11 protein-coding genes are annotated in these 19,035 nt (G+C 72.9%); 8 read left to right on the top strand and 3 right to left on the bottom strand.

The annotated features are described in order from the left end of the window. The first annotated feature begins 279 nt into the window (after nt 1-279). The gene (gene uvrB / locus E0D90_RS12075) at nt 280-2,391 is read left to right on the top strand and encodes an excinuclease ABC subunit UvrB (RefSeq protein ID WP_130797907.1); all 2,112 of its coding nucleotides are present in this window, start codon (nt 280-282) and stop codon (nt 2,389-2,391) included. A 163-nt stretch (nt 2,392-2,554) separates the two neighbouring features. Beyond that, complete coding sequence (locus E0D90_RS12070; RefSeq protein ID WP_103503753.1) at nt 2,555-3,136, top strand: TerD family protein; 582 nt, start codon at nt 2,555-2,557, stop codon at nt 3,134-3,136. Nucleotides 3,137-3,253: 117 nt separating this feature from the next. On the opposite strand, the gene E0D90_RS12065 is transcribed toward E0D90_RS12070, so the two are convergent. The 3 genes from E0D90_RS12065 to uvrA form a co-directional block, all read right to left on the bottom strand. Beyond that, nucleotides 3,254-6,688, bottom strand: coding sequence for a phosphodiester glycosidase family protein (locus E0D90_RS12065; RefSeq protein WP_227870167.1), 3,435 nt, complete (start codon nt 6,686-6,688; stop codon nt 3,254-3,256). A gap of 292 nt (nt 6,689-6,980) precedes the next feature. After that, nucleotides 6,981-7,409 carry a Rieske (2Fe-2S) protein gene (locus E0D90_RS12060; protein WP_130797913.1) on the bottom strand — a complete coding sequence of 143 codons (429 nt, stop codon included), beginning with the start codon at nt 7,407-7,409 and terminating at the stop codon, nt 6,981-6,983. A 203-nt stretch (nt 7,410-7,612) separates the two neighbouring features. After that, on the bottom strand, nt 7,613-10,648 hold the full coding sequence (uvrA, locus tag E0D90_RS12055; RefSeq protein WP_130797905.1) for an excinuclease ABC subunit UvrA: 3,036 nt from the start codon (nt 10,646-10,648) through the stop codon (nt 7,613-7,615). A gap of 303 nt (nt 10,649-10,951) precedes the next feature. On the opposite strand from uvrA, the gene E0D90_RS12050 reads away from it, so the two are divergent. The 6 genes from E0D90_RS12050 to E0D90_RS12025 form a co-directional block, all read left to right on the top strand. Further along, on the top strand, nt 10,952-11,644 hold the full coding sequence (locus tag E0D90_RS12050; protein ID WP_130797903.1) for a maleylpyruvate isomerase family mycothiol-dependent enzyme: 693 nt from the start codon (nt 10,952-10,954) through the stop codon (nt 11,642-11,644). Between the two features lie 106 nt (nt 11,645-11,750). Continuing rightward, nucleotides 11,751-12,407: an MBL fold metallo-hydrolase gene (locus E0D90_RS12045; RefSeq protein WP_130797901.1), complete on the top strand. Its 657-nt coding sequence runs from the start codon at nt 11,751-11,753 to the stop codon at nt 12,405-12,407. Then, a complete protein-coding gene (locus E0D90_RS12040; protein ID WP_227870166.1) occupies nt 12,404-15,253 on the top strand; it encodes a DEAD/DEAH box helicase family protein in 2,850 nt (949 codons plus the stop codon). Before E0D90_RS12045 ends, E0D90_RS12040 begins: the two co-directional genes overlap by 4 nt. Nucleotides 15,254-15,307: 54 nt before the next feature. Next, the gene (uvrC, locus tag E0D90_RS12035; RefSeq protein WP_130797899.1) at nt 15,308-17,389 is read left to right on the top strand and encodes an excinuclease ABC subunit UvrC; all 2,082 of its coding nucleotides are present in this window, start codon (nt 15,308-15,310) and stop codon (nt 17,387-17,389) included. A 152-nt stretch (nt 17,390-17,541) separates the two neighbouring features. Beyond that, nucleotides 17,542-18,441, top strand: coding sequence for an RNase adapter RapZ (rapZ, locus tag E0D90_RS12030; RefSeq protein ID WP_130797909.1), 900 nt, complete (start codon nt 17,542-17,544; stop codon nt 18,439-18,441). Then, a partial coding sequence (locus tag E0D90_RS12025; RefSeq protein WP_438827392.1) for a gluconeogenesis factor YvcK family protein occupies nt 18,441-19,035 on the top strand: 595 nt, incomplete at its 3' end. The genes rapZ and E0D90_RS12025, both read left to right, overlap by 1 nt.

Genomic DNA, 19,035 nt, shown 5'->3' with positions numbered 1-19,035 from the left:
GAGGGGGAGGGCCCGGCCGGGCCGGCGGGAGCGGTGGGGCCGCCGGCCAGGGCGAGCGTCGCGGCGAACAGGGCGGATCCGAAGGCCGTCATCGCGGAGGGCATGGACACCGGGATCTCCTTGGGTCGTGGGGGAACGCCGGGTGAAGTCTTCCCCCGCCCGGTGTACCCGCTCCGGCGCCGGAGCGCCCATCGGCCGAAAAGCCGGTGTCCGCCCGCCGAACCCCGCCGTCCGCGGCTGTCGCCGTGCGTTGTCGGTGGCTGGTCGTACCGTGGGGTCATGCGACCCGTTTCCCACATCGAACGCACCGTGGCGCCTTTCGAGGTCGTCAGTCCCTACCAGCCCAACGGTGACCAGCCGGCGGCCATCGAGGACCTGGAGAGACGCGTGCGTGCGGGGGAGAGTGACGTCGTCCTCCTCGGCGCCACCGGTACGGGCAAGTCGGCGACCACCGCGTGGATGATCGAGCGGCTGCAGCGGCCGACGCTGGTGATGGCGCCGAACAAGACGCTCGCCGCGCAGCTCGCCAACGAGTTCCGCGAGCTGCTGCCGAACAACGCCGTTGAGTATTTCGTTTCGTATTACGACTACTACCAGCCGGAGGCGTACGTCCCGCAGACCGACACGTACATCGAGAAGGACTCCTCGATCAACGACGAGGTGGAGCGGCTGCGGCACAGCGCCACCAACTCGCTGCTCACCCGGCGTGACGTGGTCGTCGTCGCCTCGGTGTCCTGCATCTACGGTCTGGGCACCCCCCAGGAGTACGTGGACCGGATGGTGCCGCTGAAGGTCGGCGAGGAGATCGACCGGGACGCCCTGCTGCGCCGCTTCGTCGACATCCAGTACGCGCGCAACGACACCGCGTTCACGCGCGGCACCTTCCGGGTGCGCGGCGACACGGTCGAGATCTTCCCGGTCTACGAGGAGCTGGCCGTCCGGATCGAGATGTTCGGCGACGAGATCGAGGCGCTGTCGACCCTCCACCCGCTGACCGGCGAGGTCGTCTCCGACGAGGACCACCTCTACGTCTTCCCCGCCTCGCACTACGTGGCCGGGCCCGAGCGGATGGAACGCGCGATCGCCGGCATCGAGGCCGAGCTGACCGCGCGGCTGGCGGAGCTGGAGCGGCAGGGCAAGCTGCTGGAGGCACAGCGGCTGCGGATGCGCACCACCTACGACCTGGAGATGATGCGCGAGATCGGCACCTGCTCGGGCATCGAGAACTACTCCCTCCACATCGACGGACGCGAGCGGGGCACCGCGCCCCACACTCTGCTGGACTACTTCCCCGACGACTTCATGCTGGTCATCGACGAGTCCCATGTCACGGTGCCGCAGATCGGCGCCATGTACGAGGGCGACTCCTCCCGCAAGCGCACCCTGGTCGACCACGGGTTCCGGCTGCCGTCGGCGGTGGACAACCGCCCGCTGAAGTGGGAGGAGTTCCTGGACCGGATCGGCCAGACCGTCTATCTCTCGGCGACACCGGGCAAGTACGAGCTCTCCCGGGGTGACGGCGTGGTCGAGCAGATCATCCGCCCCACCGGGCTGGTCGACCCCGAGGTGGTGGTGAAATCCACCGAGGGCCAGATCGACGACCTGGTCCACGAGATCCGCACCCGCACCGAGCGCGACGAGCGGGTCCTGGTCACCACGCTGACCAAGAAGATGGCCGAGGACCTCACGGACTACTTCCTCGAGCTCGGTATCCGCGTGCGCTACCTGCACAGCGACGTGGACACCCTGCGCCGGGTGGAGCTGCTGCGGGAGCTGCGGGCCGGCGAGTACGACGTGCTGGTCGGCATCAACCTCCTGCGCGAGGGGCTGGACCTCCCCGAGGTGTCGCTGGTGGCGATCCTCGACGCGGACAAGGAGGGCTTCCTGCGCTCGGGGACCTCCCTGATCCAGACCATCGGCCGGGCGGCGCGGAACGTCTCGGGCCAGGTGCACATGTACGCCGACCGGATCACCGCGGCGATGGAGCTGGCGATCGAGGAGACCAACCGGCGCCGCGCCAAGCAGATCGCCTACAACGAGGAGCGGGGCATCGATCCGCAGCCGCTGCGGAAGAAGATCGGTGACATCGTCTCCTCCATCATCCGCGAGGAGATCGACACCGAGGAGCTGCTCTCCACCGGCTACCGCCGCCCCGTCGAGCAGGGCAAGGGGAAGGCGCCGGTACCGGGGAAGACCGCCCGGGAGCGCCGTGGCGAGGGGGAGCTGACCGACCGCCCGGCCGCTGATCTCGCCGAGACCATCGAGCAGCTGACGGAGCGGATGCGGGCCGCCGCCTCGGAGCTGCAGTTCGAGGTCGCCGCCCGGCTGCGGGACGAGGTGTCGGAGCTGAAGAAGGAGCTGCGCCAGATGAAGGAGGCCGGTCTGCGCTGAGGCCGGCCACCGGCGGCCCACGCCCGGCCGCTCGCCGTCGCGGCGCCCGTATCCGTACGCCTGTCTCAGGGCGCTGGCCGGGCCGAGCAGCGCTGACGTAGGGTTTCAGACGGGTCGTCCGGCCCGGTCATTTCGGTGCGAGCGCGACAGGAGTGGGACATCCATGGGCGTCAACTTGTCCAAGGGACAGGCGATCAGCCTGGAGAAGGCCGACGGCGGTGGGCTCACCGCGGTGTCCATGGGGCTGGGCTGGGCGGCCGTGCGACGCTCCGGCTTCCTCGGCAAGCTCTTCGGCTCCGGTGACATCGACCTGGACGCGTCGGCGGTGCTGTTCAGCGGCCAGGAGATGGCCGACGTCGTCTACTACCGGCAGCTGAAGAGCAAGGACGGCTCAGTCCACCACACCGGTGACAACCTCGTGGGCGGCACCGGCGGCGGGGACGACGAGACCATCCTGGTGGACCTCACCAAGGTTCCGGCGCAGGTCGACCAGATCGTCTTCACCGTCAACTCCTTCACCGGGCAGACGTTCACCGAGGTGGAGAACGCCTTCTGCCGACTGGTGGACCGCGCCAACGGCGAGGAGCTGGCCCGCTACACCCTGACCGGTGGCGGCGCCTACACCGCGCAGATCATGGCCAAGGTCTCCCGCAAGGGCGGCGGCTGGGAGATGACCGCCATCGGCGTTCCCTCGCAGGGCCGGACCTTCAAGGACATCCTCCCCGACATCCTGCCGCACCTCTGAGCCGAGCCGGCCGAGCGCCGAAGGGGCCCGGCGGACGCGATCCCTCGCGTCCGCCGGGCCCTTCGTCCTCCGCGCCCCGCCCCCGCCCGGCCGGCCGGCGGTCAACGGGTCAGCGGGTCAGCGGGTCAGCGGGACATCGGCGGTGGCCGACTCGCCGTTGACCGTGACGGTCAGCGAGATCTTCCCCTGCCGCAGCGCGGTCAGAGTGCCGGTCGCCGGGTCGAAGGCGGCCACGTGCCGCCGGTTCGCACCGGCCGGGTCACCGATGTGCAGCGCGGCGGAGCCCGCCCAGTCGGTGCTCACCGGGTAGGTCGCCGGTACCTGGATCTCCGCGCCGTCGTCGGTCAGCGCCTGCCGCACCGACGCCCGGGCCGGGGCCGATTCGCCGACGGCCAGGGAGCCGGGCGCGTCCAGGGTCAGCCCGTCGACGTGCGGCCGGGTCTGTACCGAGATCCACTCCGGGCCGGCCAGGTGCGGGGCGCCGCGTGCCTCGCGCTGGTCGCGCTCGGAGAGCTGGTCGACGCCGACCGTCGACCAGCCGCTGAAGCCGCCCCGTTCCGGCGGCGCCGCCGGGCCCTTCCCGGAGTTGCCGTTGATCAGGTAGGGCACGCCGTTCATCCGGTAGGAGTCGAAGATGCCCACGTGGGAGCCGAGATGGGCGACGCCCTTGCCGGTCTCGGCGCGGAAGTCGGACAGCCAGCGTTCCAGCAGCATCGCGTCCATGCGGTCGGTCAGCTGGCTGGCCGGCTGGGCCGTGGTGTCCCGCGGCGGTACGTGCGAGGCGATGACCACGGAGCCGATCGAGTCGTCGGTGGCCGCCGCGTCCAGCTGGGCCCGCAGCTCCTGCCACTGCCGGTAGCCCCCGCCGCTGATGGACAGCGAGGAGGTGTCGAGGGTGACGAACCGGGTGCCGCGGTGGTCGAACGTCAGCTGCCGGTCGCCGAAGACCGCCTCCCACTGCCCGATCGATCCGCCCATCACCTCGTGGTTGCCGGGCACGTAGTACCAGGGCAGGTCGCCCAGTTCCTCCTCGATCATCTCGCGGGCGAACTCCAGATCCGCCGGCGAGCCCTCGTCCACCCAGTCACCGTTGATCACCACGAAGTCCGGCGCGGAGTCGCGGGCGTCCCGCAGGGTGCGGCGGGCGGCGCGGGCCACGTCGCTCTCCGGGGCGCGGGCGACGAACTGGGCGTCGGAGACCAGCGCGAACCGCCAGTCCCGGCCCGCCGCGGACTCCTCGGTGGTGATCAGCGGGTCGACCCGGGGGCCCTCGCTGGGCAGTTCGACGTCCGGCGGGGTGTGCGCGACCAGCTGGTCCACGGCGATCTCGCCCGTGTACTGGACGTCGGGCCGGGTCTCGGCCACGTAGAAGCGGTGCACTGAGGCCGGGTACCGGAACCCGTCGGGCACCTCGAAGGTGACCTCCCGCCAGCCGATGTGGTCGATGTGGTCGGTGCGCAGCACCTGGCCGGTGCCGGTGGCGTCGGTGAGATGCAGCGACGGCCAGGCGCCCTGCCCGTCACCCCGGATCCACAGGCTGAAGCTCTGCGGCTGCCCCGGTACCGCGATGTCGCCGCCGGCCGGGGTGACGTAGGCGGCGCGCGTTCCGGTGCTGGCGCCGAAGTCGTAGCGGACGCCGAGCGCGGCGCCCTCCTGGCCCTCGGGCTCGGTGAAGAGGGAGCCTCCGGCGCGCGCGTGGGAGAACGTCCAGGCGCCGGCGTCCTCGAAGTCGGAGACGACTCTCTCCTCGAAGCCGACGCTGGCGGAGAGCACGGTGGTGACCTCGCCGACCGTGGCCGTGATGGTGCCGGAGGCGAAGTCGTCGGTGAGCGCCGACACGGTGAAGCCGGCGGCTGCCGGGTCCGGCGCGATGTCGAACAGCGTGTCGTCGTACTCCAGCGTGATGTCTCCGGGGTCGACGGGCGCGCTGTAGCCGGCCGCGTCATGCCCCAGCAGGGCGAACGCGCCGGTGTCGGCGCCGTCGGCGAGTCCCACCCGCAGCCGGGTGGGCTCCAGCCGCACCAGCTCGTCCAGCACGGTGAGCTCCACGGAACCGCGGGCCGGCCCGGCGTGGGCGGTCACCTCGATACTGCCGGGGCGTCCGGCGGTGAACAGGCCGGAGCTGTCGACCGTTCCGTTCGCGGCCGCGCCCGACCGCCAGCGCGGCGCGGTCTCCCGGGCCGGGCCGAAGGTGGCGTCGTGTGCCAGGGCGGTCAGCTGTCGTGTGAGACCGGAGAAGACACGGTCGGGCCGCGCCACGCCCATCACCTCGCCGCGCGGCGCCAGTTCAGGACGGGCCTCGGGGGCGACGGCGAAGCCGGTCGCGGCACCGCCCGCCGCCGGGGCGGTGAACGCCAGCCCGTTGGGGACGACCCGTTCCACGCCGTCCGACGGCTGGTTGACCAGCGACGGGGCGGCCGTGCCCGGCTCCCGGGCCAGCAGCGTCGTGGAACCGCCGCCGTCCAGGTTGAGCGCGGTGTACGCGCCCATCCGGTCCATCATCACGGCGAGTTCGGTGAGGGTGACCCCGCCGGAGTGCGCCTGCCGCCCGTCGACGGTGAGCACGTACATCTCGGTGCCGTCCTCCGAGAAGCCGACGGCCGTGCGCGGCGCGGTCGCGTTGTTGGGACGGTTCTCCCAGTTCTGCGGCTCGCCGTCGACGACCAGCATCCCGTTGCCGCCGGCCGCCGTGCGGGGCAGCTCGCCGCCGTCACCGGTGCGTGCGCCGTACTCCAGCTCCACCCGGTCGCCGGCCTGAAGGCCGGCCAGCGCCGTCGCGCCCTCCTCCCGGCCCAGGAGCACGGTGGCCTCCTCGGAGACCCGCCCCCGGCCCGGCTTCTCGGACACCGAGGTGACCTCGCCGTCCTCCACCACGACCTCGGTCACCTGCTGCGAGCCGAGGACTGGCAGCAGGCGGTCCGTGTCGCCCCACTGGCCGGTGTAGACGCCGATGCCGTTCGCCGGGACGCTGGCCGCGTTGTAACTGGTCAGCTCGGCCGGGCCGTCGGGGGTGGTCAGCTCGCCCTCGAAGTGGATGTCGAGGATGCGTCCGGTGCCGTCGGCGTCGATACCGACGACGGTGGTCCGGTTGAGGCTGCCGGACTGCACGAGTTCGCCGTCCCGGACCCCGGGAGCCAGCGGGGCGTTGGTGGCGTTGATGTCGAAGAAGTCGGAGTTGATCGCGGCGACCGTGGTGCGGCCGTCACCGGGGTCGTGGGCGGCCGCGAGATCGGCGATGGTCGCGGCGTCGGCGACGTCAGCGGTGGCGAGGTAGTCCACCTGGACGTCCTCGCCGAGGTCGAGACTGAGCGCCTGTACGTCGAGCCACTTGTCGGATTCCAGTCGCTGGGTGGTGCTCAGTTCCACGCCGGGGGAGACGGGATGGCCGGAGGTGGACACCTCCATGCCGTCGCCGTCGACGACACCCGCGACGGTGGGGGGATCGGCCGCCGCCGGCGGGATCAGGCCGACGGTGAGCGCGGCCAGCGCTCCCGCGGTGGCGAGGGCGTACGCACCGCGCGTACGGCGCCATGGCTGGGGGGAACCGGTCACGGGGTCTCCCTGGAACGTGGACGCGGGCACACTCGTGCGCACCCGGCGGCACAGAGTCGCAAGGGATTCACAACGGGCACCAGAGGTACGTCACAACTTTCATATGACAGACCAGTTAAAGCTCAGGTGCTCCGAAGTGTACGAACGCGGAGCCTCGTTGATCCGAGGCGGCGGCAACGCGCCGACGGCCGCACCCGATCGCCGTAGTCGGCGGGGTGCGGCCGTAGTCCGTCCGGGCGGTGCGGGCGGTGCGGGCGGTGACGAGCTGCGCGGGCGGTGCGGGTGCGGTGGGTCAGGCCGGGGGCCGGGCCGTCATCGTCCCGTCACCGGAGTCCAGCTCCAGTTCCATCTCCATCAGCGGCTCCTCGGCCGGCCCACGCAGCACCGCGCCGGTGGCCGGCTCGAACGTCGAACCGTGGCAGCCGCAGACGGCCACCTCGTCGCGGATGCCGGTGAGCACACAGCCCCGGTGCGGGCAGACCGCGCTGAAGGCGCGGTAGTCGCCGGCCTCGGGACGGCAGACCAGGACCTTCTCGTCCCGGTACAGCTTGGAGCCGCCCACCGGGACCTCGTCCGCCGGGCCGAGACCGACGGCGTCGGTCAGCTGCTGGTTGGGGCGCGGGTCACGGCGCTCCTCGCACCCGGTGACGGTCAGCCCGGCGGCGCCGGCCGAGACCAGCGCGGCCCCGCACAGCACCGTGCGGCGGGTACTGCCCCGCACGGCACCACGCCCGGGGGCGGCCGGCGCTTCGCCGGCGGCCCCGGCGGTCGCCGCGGCACGGCGGTCGGGGGCGGGCGTGCTGACCGGGATGTCATCGGATGTCACGCGTCGCACCCTACGCGGCGGCCGGTGAGGGCCCGGAACCGGGTCTTCACCGGCCGCCGCGGGTGCCGTGCCGTGGCCAGGAGCGCCGGGGTGGCGCCTCACGCCTTCCGGCCGGCCGACTTCTTCGCGGCCGTCTTGCGGGCGGTGCTCTTCTTGGCGGCCGTCCTGCCCGTGGCGGTCTTCTTGGCGGCGGTCTTGCCCGACGAGGTCTTCGCGGCAGCGGCCTTCGCCGTCCGCCGGCCGCCGTTCCCCGCGCCGCCGGCGCGCGTCGGTGCCGGGCCGGCGTCGCTGACCCGGTCGCCCAGGATCTCGCGCAGGAACTTGCCGGTGTGGCTGGCCGGTACCGAGGCGACCTCCTCCGGGGTGCCCTCGGCGACCACCAGGCCACCGCCGTTGCCGCCCTCGGGGCCCATGTCCACGACCCAGTCCGCCGTCTTGATCACATCGAGGTTGTGCTCGATGACGATCACCGAGTTGCCCTTCTCGACCAGACCGGTGAGGACGTCGATCAGCTTGCGGATGTCCTCGAAGTGCAGGCCCGTGGTCGGCTCGTCCAGCACGTAGACCGTGCGGCCCGTGGAACGCCGCTGCAGCTCCGAGGCCAGCTTCACCCGCTGCGCCTCGCCGCCCGAGAGCGTCGGCGCGGGCTGGCCCAGCCGCACATAGCCCAGACCCACGTCGTTGAGGGTGCGCAGATGCCGGGCGATGCCGGGCACCGCCTCGAAGAAGCCCATGGCCTCCTCGATCGGCATGTCCAGCACCTCGGAGATGGACTTGCCCTTGTAGTGGACCTCCAGCGTCTCGCGGTTGTACCGCGCGCCGTGGCAGACCTCACACGGGACGTAGACGTCCGGCAGGAAGTTCATCTCGATCTTGATCGTGCCGTCGCCCGCGCAGTTCTCGCAGCGGCCGCCCTTGACGTTGAAGGAGAAGCGGCCCGGGAGATAACCACGCACCTTCGCCTCGGTCGTCTCGGCGAAGAGCCGCCGGACATGGTCGAAGACGCCGGTGTAGGTGGCCGGGTTGGAACGCGGGGTGCGGCCGATCGGCGACTGGTCGACGTGCACGACCTTGTCGACGAGGTCGTCCCCCTCCACCCGGGTGTGGCGGCCCGGGACGGAGCGGGCGCCGTTCAGCTCCCGCGCCAGGTGCGTGTACAGGATGTCGTTGACCAGGGTCGACTTGCCGGAGCCGGAGACGCCCGTGACGGCGGTCAGCACGCCGAGCGGGAAGCTGACGTCGATCCCGCGCAGGTTGTGCTCCCGGGCGCCGAGCACGGTCAGCCGCCGGTCGGTGTCGATCGGCCGGCGCTCGGCCGGGGTGGCGATCTGGCGCCGGCCGGAGAGGTACTGCCCGGTCAGGGACTTCTCGTTGTCCAGCAGCTCGGCCAGCGGCCCGCTGTGGACCACCTCGCCGCCGTGCTCGCCGGCGCCGGGGCCGATGTCCACCACCCAGTCCGAGGAGTTGATGGTGTCCTCGTCGTGCTCGACGACGATCAAGGTGTTGCCGAGGTCCCGCAGCCGCACCAGCGTCTCGATCAGCCGGTGGTTGTCCCGCTGGTGCAGGCCGATGGACGGCTCGTCCAGCACGTACAGCACGCCGACCAGGCCGGAGCCGATCTGGGTGGCCAGCCGGATGCGCTGCGCCTCGCCACCGGAGAGCGAGCCCGCCGCGCGGTTGAGCGAGAGGTAGTCCAGGCCGACGTCGACCAGGAACCGCAGTCGCTCGTTGACCTCCTTCAGTACCCGCTCGGCGATCTTCTTCTCGCGGGCGTCCAGCTTCATGCCCCGCAGGAAGTCGGCGCACTCGCTGATCGACATCGCGGAGATCTCCGCGATCGACTTCTCCTTGACCGTGACCGCCAGCACCACCGGCTTCAGCCGGGTGCCGGAGCAGGCGGGGCACGGCACCTCGCGCATGTACCCCTCCAGCCGCTCCCGGCCGGCGTCGCTCTCGGACTCGCCGTACCGGCGGCGGATGAAGGGGATCACACCCTCGAAGACGGTGTTGTACGCCCGCTCCCGGCCGTGGCGGTTCTCGTAGCGCACCTCGATCTTGGTGCGGTGGCCGTGCAGCAGCGCCTTGCGGGCCCGCTGCGGCAGCCCGGCCCACGGGATGTCGGTGCGGAAGTTGAGCGCTTCGGCGAGAGCGGAGATGAGGTGCTGGAAGTAGCCCTTGGTCTGGCCGTGCGACCAGGGGTGCAGGGCGCCGTCCTCCAGTGACTTCTCCTCGTCGGGCACCACCAGCTCCGGGTCGACCTCCATGGTCGATCCCAGGCCGGAGCACTCCGGGCACGCGCCGAACGGCGAGTTGAAGGAGAAGGAACGCGGCTCCAGCTCCTCGAAAGAGAGGTCGTCGTAGGGGCAGTAGAGGTGTTCGGAGAACATCCGCTCGCGCTGCGGGTCGTCCTCGTCGAGATCGACGAAGTCCAGGACGACCATGCCGCCGGACAGCCCCAGCGCCGTCTCCACGGAGTCGGTCAGCCGCCGCTTGGCGCTCTCCTTGACGGTCAGGCGGTCCACCACCACCTCGATGGTGTGCTTCTCCTGCTTCTTCAGCGTCGGCGGCTCGGAGAGCTGGATCACCTCGCCGTCGACCCGGGCACGGCTGTAGCCCTTGGAGCTGAGGTCGGAGAAGAGGTCGACGAACTCGCCCTTGCGCTCACGCACCAGGGGGGAGAGGACCTGGAACCGGCTGCCGTCCTCCAGGCCCAGCACCCGGTCGACGATGGCCTGGGGCGACTGCCGGGCGATCGGGCGGCCGCACTGGGGGCAGTGCGGCTTGCCGATGCGGGCGAAGAGCAGCCGGAGGTAGTCGTAGACCTCGGTGATGGTGCCGACCGTGGACCGCGGGTTGCGGGAGGTCGACTTCTGGTCGATCGAGACGGCGGGGGAGAGGCCCTCGATGAAGTCGACGTCCGGCTTGTCCATCTGGCCCAGGAACTGCCGGGCGTAGGCGGAGAGCGACTCCACGTAGCGGCGCTGGCCCTCGGCGAAGATGGTGTCGAACGCCAGCGAGGACTTGCCCGACCCGGACAGCCCGGTGAAGACGATCAGCGAGTCACGGGGGAGCTCGATCGAGATGTTCTTGAGGTTGTGCTCGCGAGCGCCGCGAACGAGGAGTCGGTCGGCCACGCCGGTTGGCACCTTTCCGGTGATGAGGGCGAAGGGGCCGGTGGCCGCGCCGCGCGCGTGCCGCAGAGAGGCGGCCCCTGAGCAGAAGGGTATGACTCTCCCAGCGTAGGACGGGGGTCTGACAGAACACCCCGATCGCGGGCCGGGCAGGACTCCGAGCGTACAAGAACATCTGTTCGATCATGGTCGCCCATGGGAGTACGCGACGTCACGAGGCGTCCCCCGGCGCCTCTCGTGTCCCCGCCGTCACGCTCCGGAACCCGCCCCTGTCCACGCCGGTGGCCCAGGTATAGCGTGGTGATCATGAGCCGACCCGTAGCTGATCTCGCCGCACTCGCCGAGGCCACCGACCGACTGGTCTCCACGGTGTCCGTACTCGACCAGGCCGCTCTCCACGCCCCCTCCCGCCTCCCCGGCTGGAGCCGCGGGCACGTCGTGGCCCACCTCAGCCGCAACGCCGACGCGCTGGTCAACGTCCTCGAAGGCCGCCCGATGTACGCCGACGCGACGACCCGGGACACCGACATCGAGGCCGGGTCCGGCCGGGGTCCGCAGGAGCAGGCCACCGACCTGCGCGAGAGCTCGGCCCGGCTGCGCGCCGCCACCGACGCCCTGGACGCCGACGCCTGGCGCGCCACCGTCGCCCTGCGCAACGGCGTCACCGACGTCGCGTCCTCCGTGCCGTTCCGCCGCTGGGTCGAGGTCGAGCTGCACCACGTCGATCTCGGCACCGGCCACGACATCGCCGGCCTGCCCGGCGCCTTCACCGACCGGGCCCTGGACTACCTCACCCGCCGCTTCGCCGGACACCGCGAGGTGCCACCGGTCGAGGTGCGCGCCGAGGACGGCCGCAGCTGGTCCACCGGCGGTACCGAAGGGGCCGCGGTGGTGGTCGCGGGCAACCCCGCGGCGCTGGTGGGCTGGCTCGCCGGCCGCACCACCGGCAGCGGCCTGACCGCCGCCGGGGCGCCGCTGCCCACCCTGCCGCCGCTGTGAGACGCTCGCACACCACTCGTCCCCCACGCCGAGCCGCCAACACCGAATCGTCCACATCGAAACCGTCCACATCGATCCGTCCGCGACACCCGAGAGGCCGCTCCGCATGACGTACACGGGAAAGGTCACCGTCGGCGGTCCCGCCGAGGTGCACCAGCTGGCCGGGCTGCTGATCTCCAAGGTGGCCGTCGGCCCCATGGAGAACAACGCCTACCTGCTGCGCTGCCGCGAGACCGGTGAGCAGCTGCTGATCGACGCCGCCAACGAGCCCGCCACCCTGCTGCGGCTGATCGGCGCCGACTCGGTCGCCTCCGTGGTCACCACGCACCGCCACGGGGACCACTGGCAGGCGCTCGCCGCCGTCGTCGAGGCCACCGGCGCCCGCACCTACGCGGGCCGCCACGACGCGGACGGCATCCCCGTCCCCACCGACGTCCCGCTCGACGACGGTGACGTGCTGTCCGTGGGGCACTGCCGCCTCACCGCCCGGCATCTGCGCGGCCACACCGAGGGCTCGATCGCGCTGGTCTACGACGACCCGCACGGGCACCCCCACCTCTTCACCGGGGACTGCCTCTTCCCGGGCGGCGTCGGCAACACCCACGACGACCCCGAGGCGTTCCGGCAGCTGCTGCACGACGTGGAGACCAAGTTCTTCGACGTGCTGCCCGACGAGACCTGGGTCTACCCCGGTCACGGCGCCGACACCTCCCTCGGTGCCGAACGCCCGCAGCTGCCGGTCTGGCGCGAACGCGGCTGGTGACCCCGGCGCCCGGCGCCCCGGCGGGCGCGGCGGGGTCCGAGGGCTTCGCCGCCGCCCGGCCGCCGCATCCGCTGCGGCGCCACCAGGCGGCGGCCCTGGCCGGCCTGGAGAAGGTCCTGGCGGACGGAGACCGCCGCGCCTGGGTGGTGCTGCCACCCGGGCTGGGCAAGACACTGACCGGCCTGGAGGCCGCCCGCCGCCTCGGGCGGCCGGTGGTCGTCCTCGGACCCAACACCGCGATCCAGGGCCAGTGGATACGGGAGTGGGCCGCCTTCCGCCCGTCGCCGCCCCCCGCCGGCACCGGCCGTGACCTGGCCGCTCCGGTCACCGTCCTCACCTACCAGGCGCTCGCCAGCTTCGACCCCGACGCCGAGGTCGACGAGGACGGCGCCGGCGCCACCGCCCATCTGCACCGGCTGCGGCCGGGCGGCCGCGCACTGGTCGCGGCGCTGCGGGCCGCCGGCGAGGTCACCCTGCTGCTGGACGAGTGCCACCACCTGCTGGAGACCTGGGGAGAGCTGCTCGCCGAACTGCTGCGGGAACTGCCGCACGCCACGGTGATCGGCCTCACCGCCACCCCGCCCGAGCGCCTCACCCGGGCCCAGGCCGCGCTGGTCGCCGAGTTGTTCGGCCCTGCCGTCCGCGGCCCCTCCATCCCCGCGGCGGTGCGGGAGGGCACGCTCGCCCCCTACGCCGAACTGGCCTGGCTGACCACGCCGACGGCCACGGAGAGAGACTGGCTCGCCGCCGAGGCGGAACGGTTCACCGAACTCACCACCCGGCTGCTGGACCCGGGCTTCGCCACCACCCCGTTCCTGGAGTGGCTCGACCGCCGACTCGTCCACCGCGAGGGCCCACCCGTCCCCGGCGCCGCCGTCACGGAGGCGCAGAGCGCCCCGGTGCTGCCCTGGCACCGGTTCGCCGCCGCCGAACCCGCCCTCGCCGGCGCCGCGCTCCGCTTCCACCACCACGGCCTGCTGGACCTGCCCGCCGGGGCCCGGCTCGGCGAGGAGCACCGCCGCGCGCCGGACGCCGCCGACTGGGTCTGCCTGCTGGACGACTGGGTGCGCCGCTGTCTGCGCGTCGCGGACCGGCCCGCCGACCGGGCCGCCGAGGAGCGGATCAGGGCCGCCCTCCCCTCGGTCGGCTACCGGCTGACCGCCCGCGGTGTCCGGCGGGACCGCTCCCCGCTGGACCGCGTACTGGCCCGCAGCGCGGCCCGGACCGCCGCCGTCACCGAGATCCTCGCCGCCGAGGACGACGCGCTCGGCGAGCGGCTGCGCGCCGTCGTCGTCTGCGACCACGAGCGCGCCACGGCCACCCTGCCCTCCCGGCTGGACGGGGTGCTGGACGCCCAGGCGGGCTCCGCGCGGCTCGTCCTCGCCGAGCTGGCCGCCGACCGGCGCACCGCCTCCCTCGCGCCGCTGCTGGTCACCGGCCGCACCGTGGCCGCCGACCCGGGCACCGCGCGGGCGTTCGCCGCGTTCTGCGCCGAACGGGCCGACGGCCTCGACCTCGCCGTCCACGAGGCCGACGGAATCCCCGGCGCGGCCGAGATCACCGGCCGCTGGACCAGCCGCCGCTGGGTCCCGCTGGCCACCGCCTTCTTCGAGGAGGGCCACAGCCGTGCGCTGATCGGCACCCGCGCGCTGCTCGGCGAGGGCTGGAACGCGCGGCGGGTCAACACCCTGGTCGACCTGACCGAGGCCACCACCGCCACCGCCGTCGTCCAGACCAGGGGCCGTGCGCTGCGCCTGGACCCCGGCTGGCCGGAGAAGACCGCCACCACCTGGTCGGTGGTGTGCGTCGCCCCCGGCCACCCGCGCGGCACCACCGACTGGGACCGGTTCGTGCGCAAGCACGAGGGGTATCTGGGCGTCGCGGAGGGCGGCGCCGTGCTCTCCGGCGTCGCCCATGTCGACCCCGGTCTCTCGCCCTACGCCCCGCCCGACGCCGCCACCTTCGACGCCTTCAACGCCGCCATGCTGACCCGGGCCCGCGACCGGGCCCGGACCCGGGAGCTGTGGCGGGTCGGAGCCCCGTACGACGACCGGCTCGGACACCTGGTGCGGGTCACCGCGGCGCGCGGGCCCGGCCGCCGGAGGTCGCCGACCCGCCCCGGCGGGGACGTCGTGCCGGCCGCGGTGCCGGCCGCGGTGCCGGCCGCGCACGGCACCGAGCCGGCCCGCCCGGCCGGGACCGGCCGCCGGGCGGCCGTCACCGGTGCCGCCCTGGTCACGGCCGCGGCCGGCGGGGGCGCGCTGCTGGGCGTGGAGCCCGCCCTGCTGCCGCTGCCCGCGCTGCTGGCGGGCTGGGCCGGTCACCGCGCCGGGACGGCGGCCGCCACGCTGCGACTGTGGTCGGACGTCGCCCGCGAACCGGTGGTGCCCGCCATCGCCCGCGCGGTCGCCGACGGGCTGCGCGCCGCCGGTCTGACCGTGCGCGGCGGGGAGGCCGTGCTCGTCGAGCCGGACGGCTCCGGCGTCCACCAGCTGCGCCTGGCCGACGTGGAGCCGGCGGAGTCCGAGCTGTTCGCCGTCGCGCTGGACGAGGCACTGGGGCCGGTCACCGCGCCGCGCTATCTGCTGCCCCGCTACCTCCCGCCCCGTCCCGGGCCGTTCGCCGTCCTGCGGGCACGTCCCAACGCGGTGGTGCAGCACGCGGTACCGGCCGTTCTCGGCGAGAACCGGCGCCGGGCCGACGGCTACGCGGCGGCCTGGAACCGCCGGGTCAGCGCCGGTGAACCGGTCTGGACCCGGTCCCCGGAGGGCACCGGCCTGCTGGCGGCTTTCAGCGGACTCTCGCCGCTGGACGTCACCACGGCGCTGCGCGTCGGCTGGAGCTGACCGGTCGCCTCGGTGCCCCGCCCGGTCGTCGGTACCGCGCCGTAGGGTTGGACCATGGCCGACCCCTCCAGCTACCGCCCCAGCCCGGGGGAGATCCCCGACTCCCCGGGCGTCTACCGTTTCCGGGACGAGCACCGCCGGGTGATCTACGTCGGGAAGGCCATCAGCCTGCGCTCCAGGCTCTCCTCCTACTTCCAGGACCTCACCGGCCTGCACCCGCGGACCCAGACCATGGTGACCACCGCCGCCTCGGTGGAGTGGACCGTCGTCTCCACCGAGGTCGAGGCGCTCCAGCTGGAGTACTCCTGGATCAAGGAGTACGACCCCCGGTTCAACGTCAAGTACCGCGACGACAAGAGCTATCCCTCGCTCGCGGTCACGATGAACGAGGACTTCCCCCGCGCCCAGGTGATGCGCGGACCGAAGAAGAAGGGCGTGCGGTACTTCGGCCCCTACGCGCACGCCTGGGCGATCCGCGAGACGGTGGACCTGCTGCTGCGCGCCTTCCCGATCCGGACCTGCTCCGCCGGGGTGTTCAAGCGGGCCGGCCAGGTCGGCAGGCCGTGCCTGCTGGGGTACATCGACAAGTGCTCGGCGCCCTGCGTCGGCCGGGTCACCCCCGAGGAGCACCGCGAACTGGCCGAGCAGTTCTGCGACTTCATGGCCGGCCGTACCGGCGGTCAACTCCGTCGCCTGGAGCGGGCGATGGCGGAGGCCGCCGAGGAGATGGAGTACGAGCGGGCCGCCCGGTTCCGTGACGACATCGACGCCCTGCGCCGCGCCATGGAGAAGAACGCCGTCGTTCTCGACGACGCCACCGACGCCGACCTGATCGCCCTCGCCGAGGACGAACTGGAGGCGGCCGTGCAGATCTTCCACGTCCGCGGGGGGCGGGTGCGCGGCCAGCGCGGCTGGGTCACCGACCGGGTGGAGGAGATCTCCACCGCCGAACTGGTCGAGCACGCCGTGCAGCAGCTCTACGGCGACGAGAGCGGCGACGCCGCGGGGGCCGGCGGGGCAGGTGGCGTCCCGCGCGAGGTGCTGGTCCCGGTCCTGCCCGAGCCCTCCGAGCCGCTGGCGCAGTGGCTGGGCGAGCGGCGCGGCTCACGGGTCGACCTGCGCGTGCCGCAGCGCGGCGACAAGCGGCAGCTGCTGGCGACGGTCGAACGCAACGCCAAGCAGGCCCTGACCCTGCACAAGACCAAGCGCGCCTCCGACCTCACCACCCGCTCCCGCGCGCTGGAGGAGATCTCCGAGGCGCTGGGACTGGAGAGCGCCCCGCTGCGGATCGAGTGCTTCGACATCTCCCATCTCCAGGGTGATGATGTGGTCGCCTCGATGGTGGTGTTCGAGGACGGCCTGCCCCGTAAGGGCGAATACCGGCGCTTCGCCATCAAGGGATTCGCCGGACAGGACGATGTCCGGTCCATGCACGAGGTGATCTCCCGGCGGTTCCGCCGCTATCTGCGGGAGACGGAGCGGACCGGGGAGTGGACCGAACCGCCTCCCGCGGGCCGCGACGGCGACGGCGACGGGAACGGCGCCGGTAACGGCAACGGTGACACCCACGACGGCGTTCCCGCCGCCGCCGGCGAGGCCGTCGGCTCCGGACCCACCGGGCGGGACGAGGACGGCCGACCCAAGCGGTTCGCCTACCCGCCCCAGCTGGTGGTGGTGGACGGCGGACCCGCCCAGGTCGCGGCGGCGCGCCGCGCCATGGACGAGCTGGGCATCGACGACATCGCCGTCTGCGGCCTCGCCAAGCGGCTGGAGGAGGTCTGGCTGCCCGCCGAGGACGACCCGGTCATCCTGCCGCGCACCAGTGAGGGCCTGTACCTGCTCCAGCGGGTACGGGACGAGGCGCACCGTTTCGCCATCCGCTACCAGCGCGGCAAGCGGTCCAAGACCATGCGGCGCAGCCCGCTCGACGACGTCCCCGGTCTCGGCGAGACCCGCCGGAAGGCGCTGCTGCGCCACTTCGGCTCGGTCAAGCGGCTCCGGGAGGCCACCGTCGAGCAGATCTGCGAGGTGCCCGGCATCGGCCGGACCACCGCCGAGACGGTCGCGGCGGCTCTCGCCGCCGGGACCTCCCGGCCCGCCGTCAACACGGCCACCGGTGAGATCATCGAGAACTGAGGACACGGCGCGCGAGCGCGGCACGCACACCCAGGCGCGCGAGGACCGGCGGGCAGTGCCGCCCGCGGACACCGGCGCGCGACAACGGCACACGGACGCGGGGGTAGGACACCATGAGTGAAGAAAGCAGAGTCGGCGTGAGCGCGGACGAGATGATGGCCAACGGGGCTCCCGGCGGCGAGGAGAGCCTGGCCACACCCGAGTTGGTGATCATCTCGGGGATGTCGGGGGCCGGCCGTTCGACGGCGGCCAAGTGTCTGGAGGACCTCGGCTGGTTCGTGGTGGACAACCTGCCGCCCGCCCTGATCACCACCATGGTCGACCTCGGCGCCCGCTCCGCCGGAAATGTCGCCCGGATCGCCGTCGTCGTCGACGTGCGCGGCCGTTCCTTCTTCGACAGTCTGCGCGAATCCCTCTCCGATCTGGCCGCCAAGGGCGTGACCCGGCGCATCGTCTTCCTGGAGGCGTCGGACAACGCGCTGGTCCGCCGGTTCGAGTCGGTCCGCCGGCCGCACCCGCTCCAGGGCGACGGCCGCATCGTCGACGGCATCGCCGCCGAGCGCGACCTGCTGCGCGAGCTGCGCGGCGACGCGGACCTGGTGATCGACACCTCCAACCTCAACGTCCACGAGCTGCGCGCCAAGATGGACGCCCACTTCACCAGCGGCGGCGAGCCCGAGCTGCGTGCCACCGTCATGTCGTTCGGCTACAAGTACGGCCTGCCTGTGGACGCCGACCACGTCGTGGACTGCCGCTTCCTCCCCAACCCGCACTGGGTCCCCGAGCTGCGGCCCTTCACCGGCACCAGCGAGGAGGTGGCAGGCTACGTCTTCAACCAGCCCGGCGCCAAGGAGTTCCTGGACCGCTACACGGAGTTGCTGCGGCTGATCGCCACCGGCTACCGGCGCGAGGGCAAGCGCTACGTGACCATCGCGGTCGGCTGTACCGGCGGCAAGCACCGCAGCGTCGCCATGTCCGAACGGCTGGCCCGCACCCTCGCCGACGAGGGCGTGGAGACCGTGGTCGTACACCGGGACATGGGACGGGAGTAATGCCGTCAGAGGCGACGCCCCGCAGGCTGGGGCCCGTGCGCAACGCCCGGATCCGCCGTCCGCCGCGCGGCCGCCGCGGAGCGGCGCCGAAGGTGGTCGCGCTGGGCGGCGGCCAGGGGCTCTCCGCCTCACTGACCGCCCTGCGGCGGATCACCGGGTCGCTGACCGCGGTGGTCACCGTGGCCGACGACGGCGGTTCCAGCGGCCGGCTCCGGGACGAGCTGGGGGTGTTGCCCCCCGGAGACCTGCGCAAGGCGCTGGCCGCGCTCTGCGGTGACGACGAGTGGGGCCGCACCTGGTCCGAGCTGGTGCAGCACCGCTTCAAGAGCGAGGGGGCGCTGCACGACCACGCCGTCGGCAACCTGCTGATCGTCGCGCTCTGGGAGCAGTTGGGCGACCACGTCCAGGCCCTGGACCTGGTCGGGAAGCTGCTCGGCGCCCACGGCCGGGTGCTGCCGATGTCGGCCGTGCCGCTGGAGCTGACCGCGCTGGTGCGCGGCCACGACCCGGCGCGCCCGGAGGAGACCGGCTCGGTGCGGGGGCAAGCCACCGTGGCACTGACTCCCGGCGAGGTGCAGCGGGTGCGGCTGGACC

This window comes from Streptomyces otsuchiensis (assembly GCF_004305975.1).
In the GTDB taxonomy this organism is placed as follows: Bacteria; Actinomycetota; Actinomycetes; order Streptomycetales; family Streptomycetaceae; genus Streptomyces; species Streptomyces otsuchiensis.
Note: the sequence above shows the minus strand (reverse complement) of the source record. Positions and strands in the feature narration are given on the sequence as shown.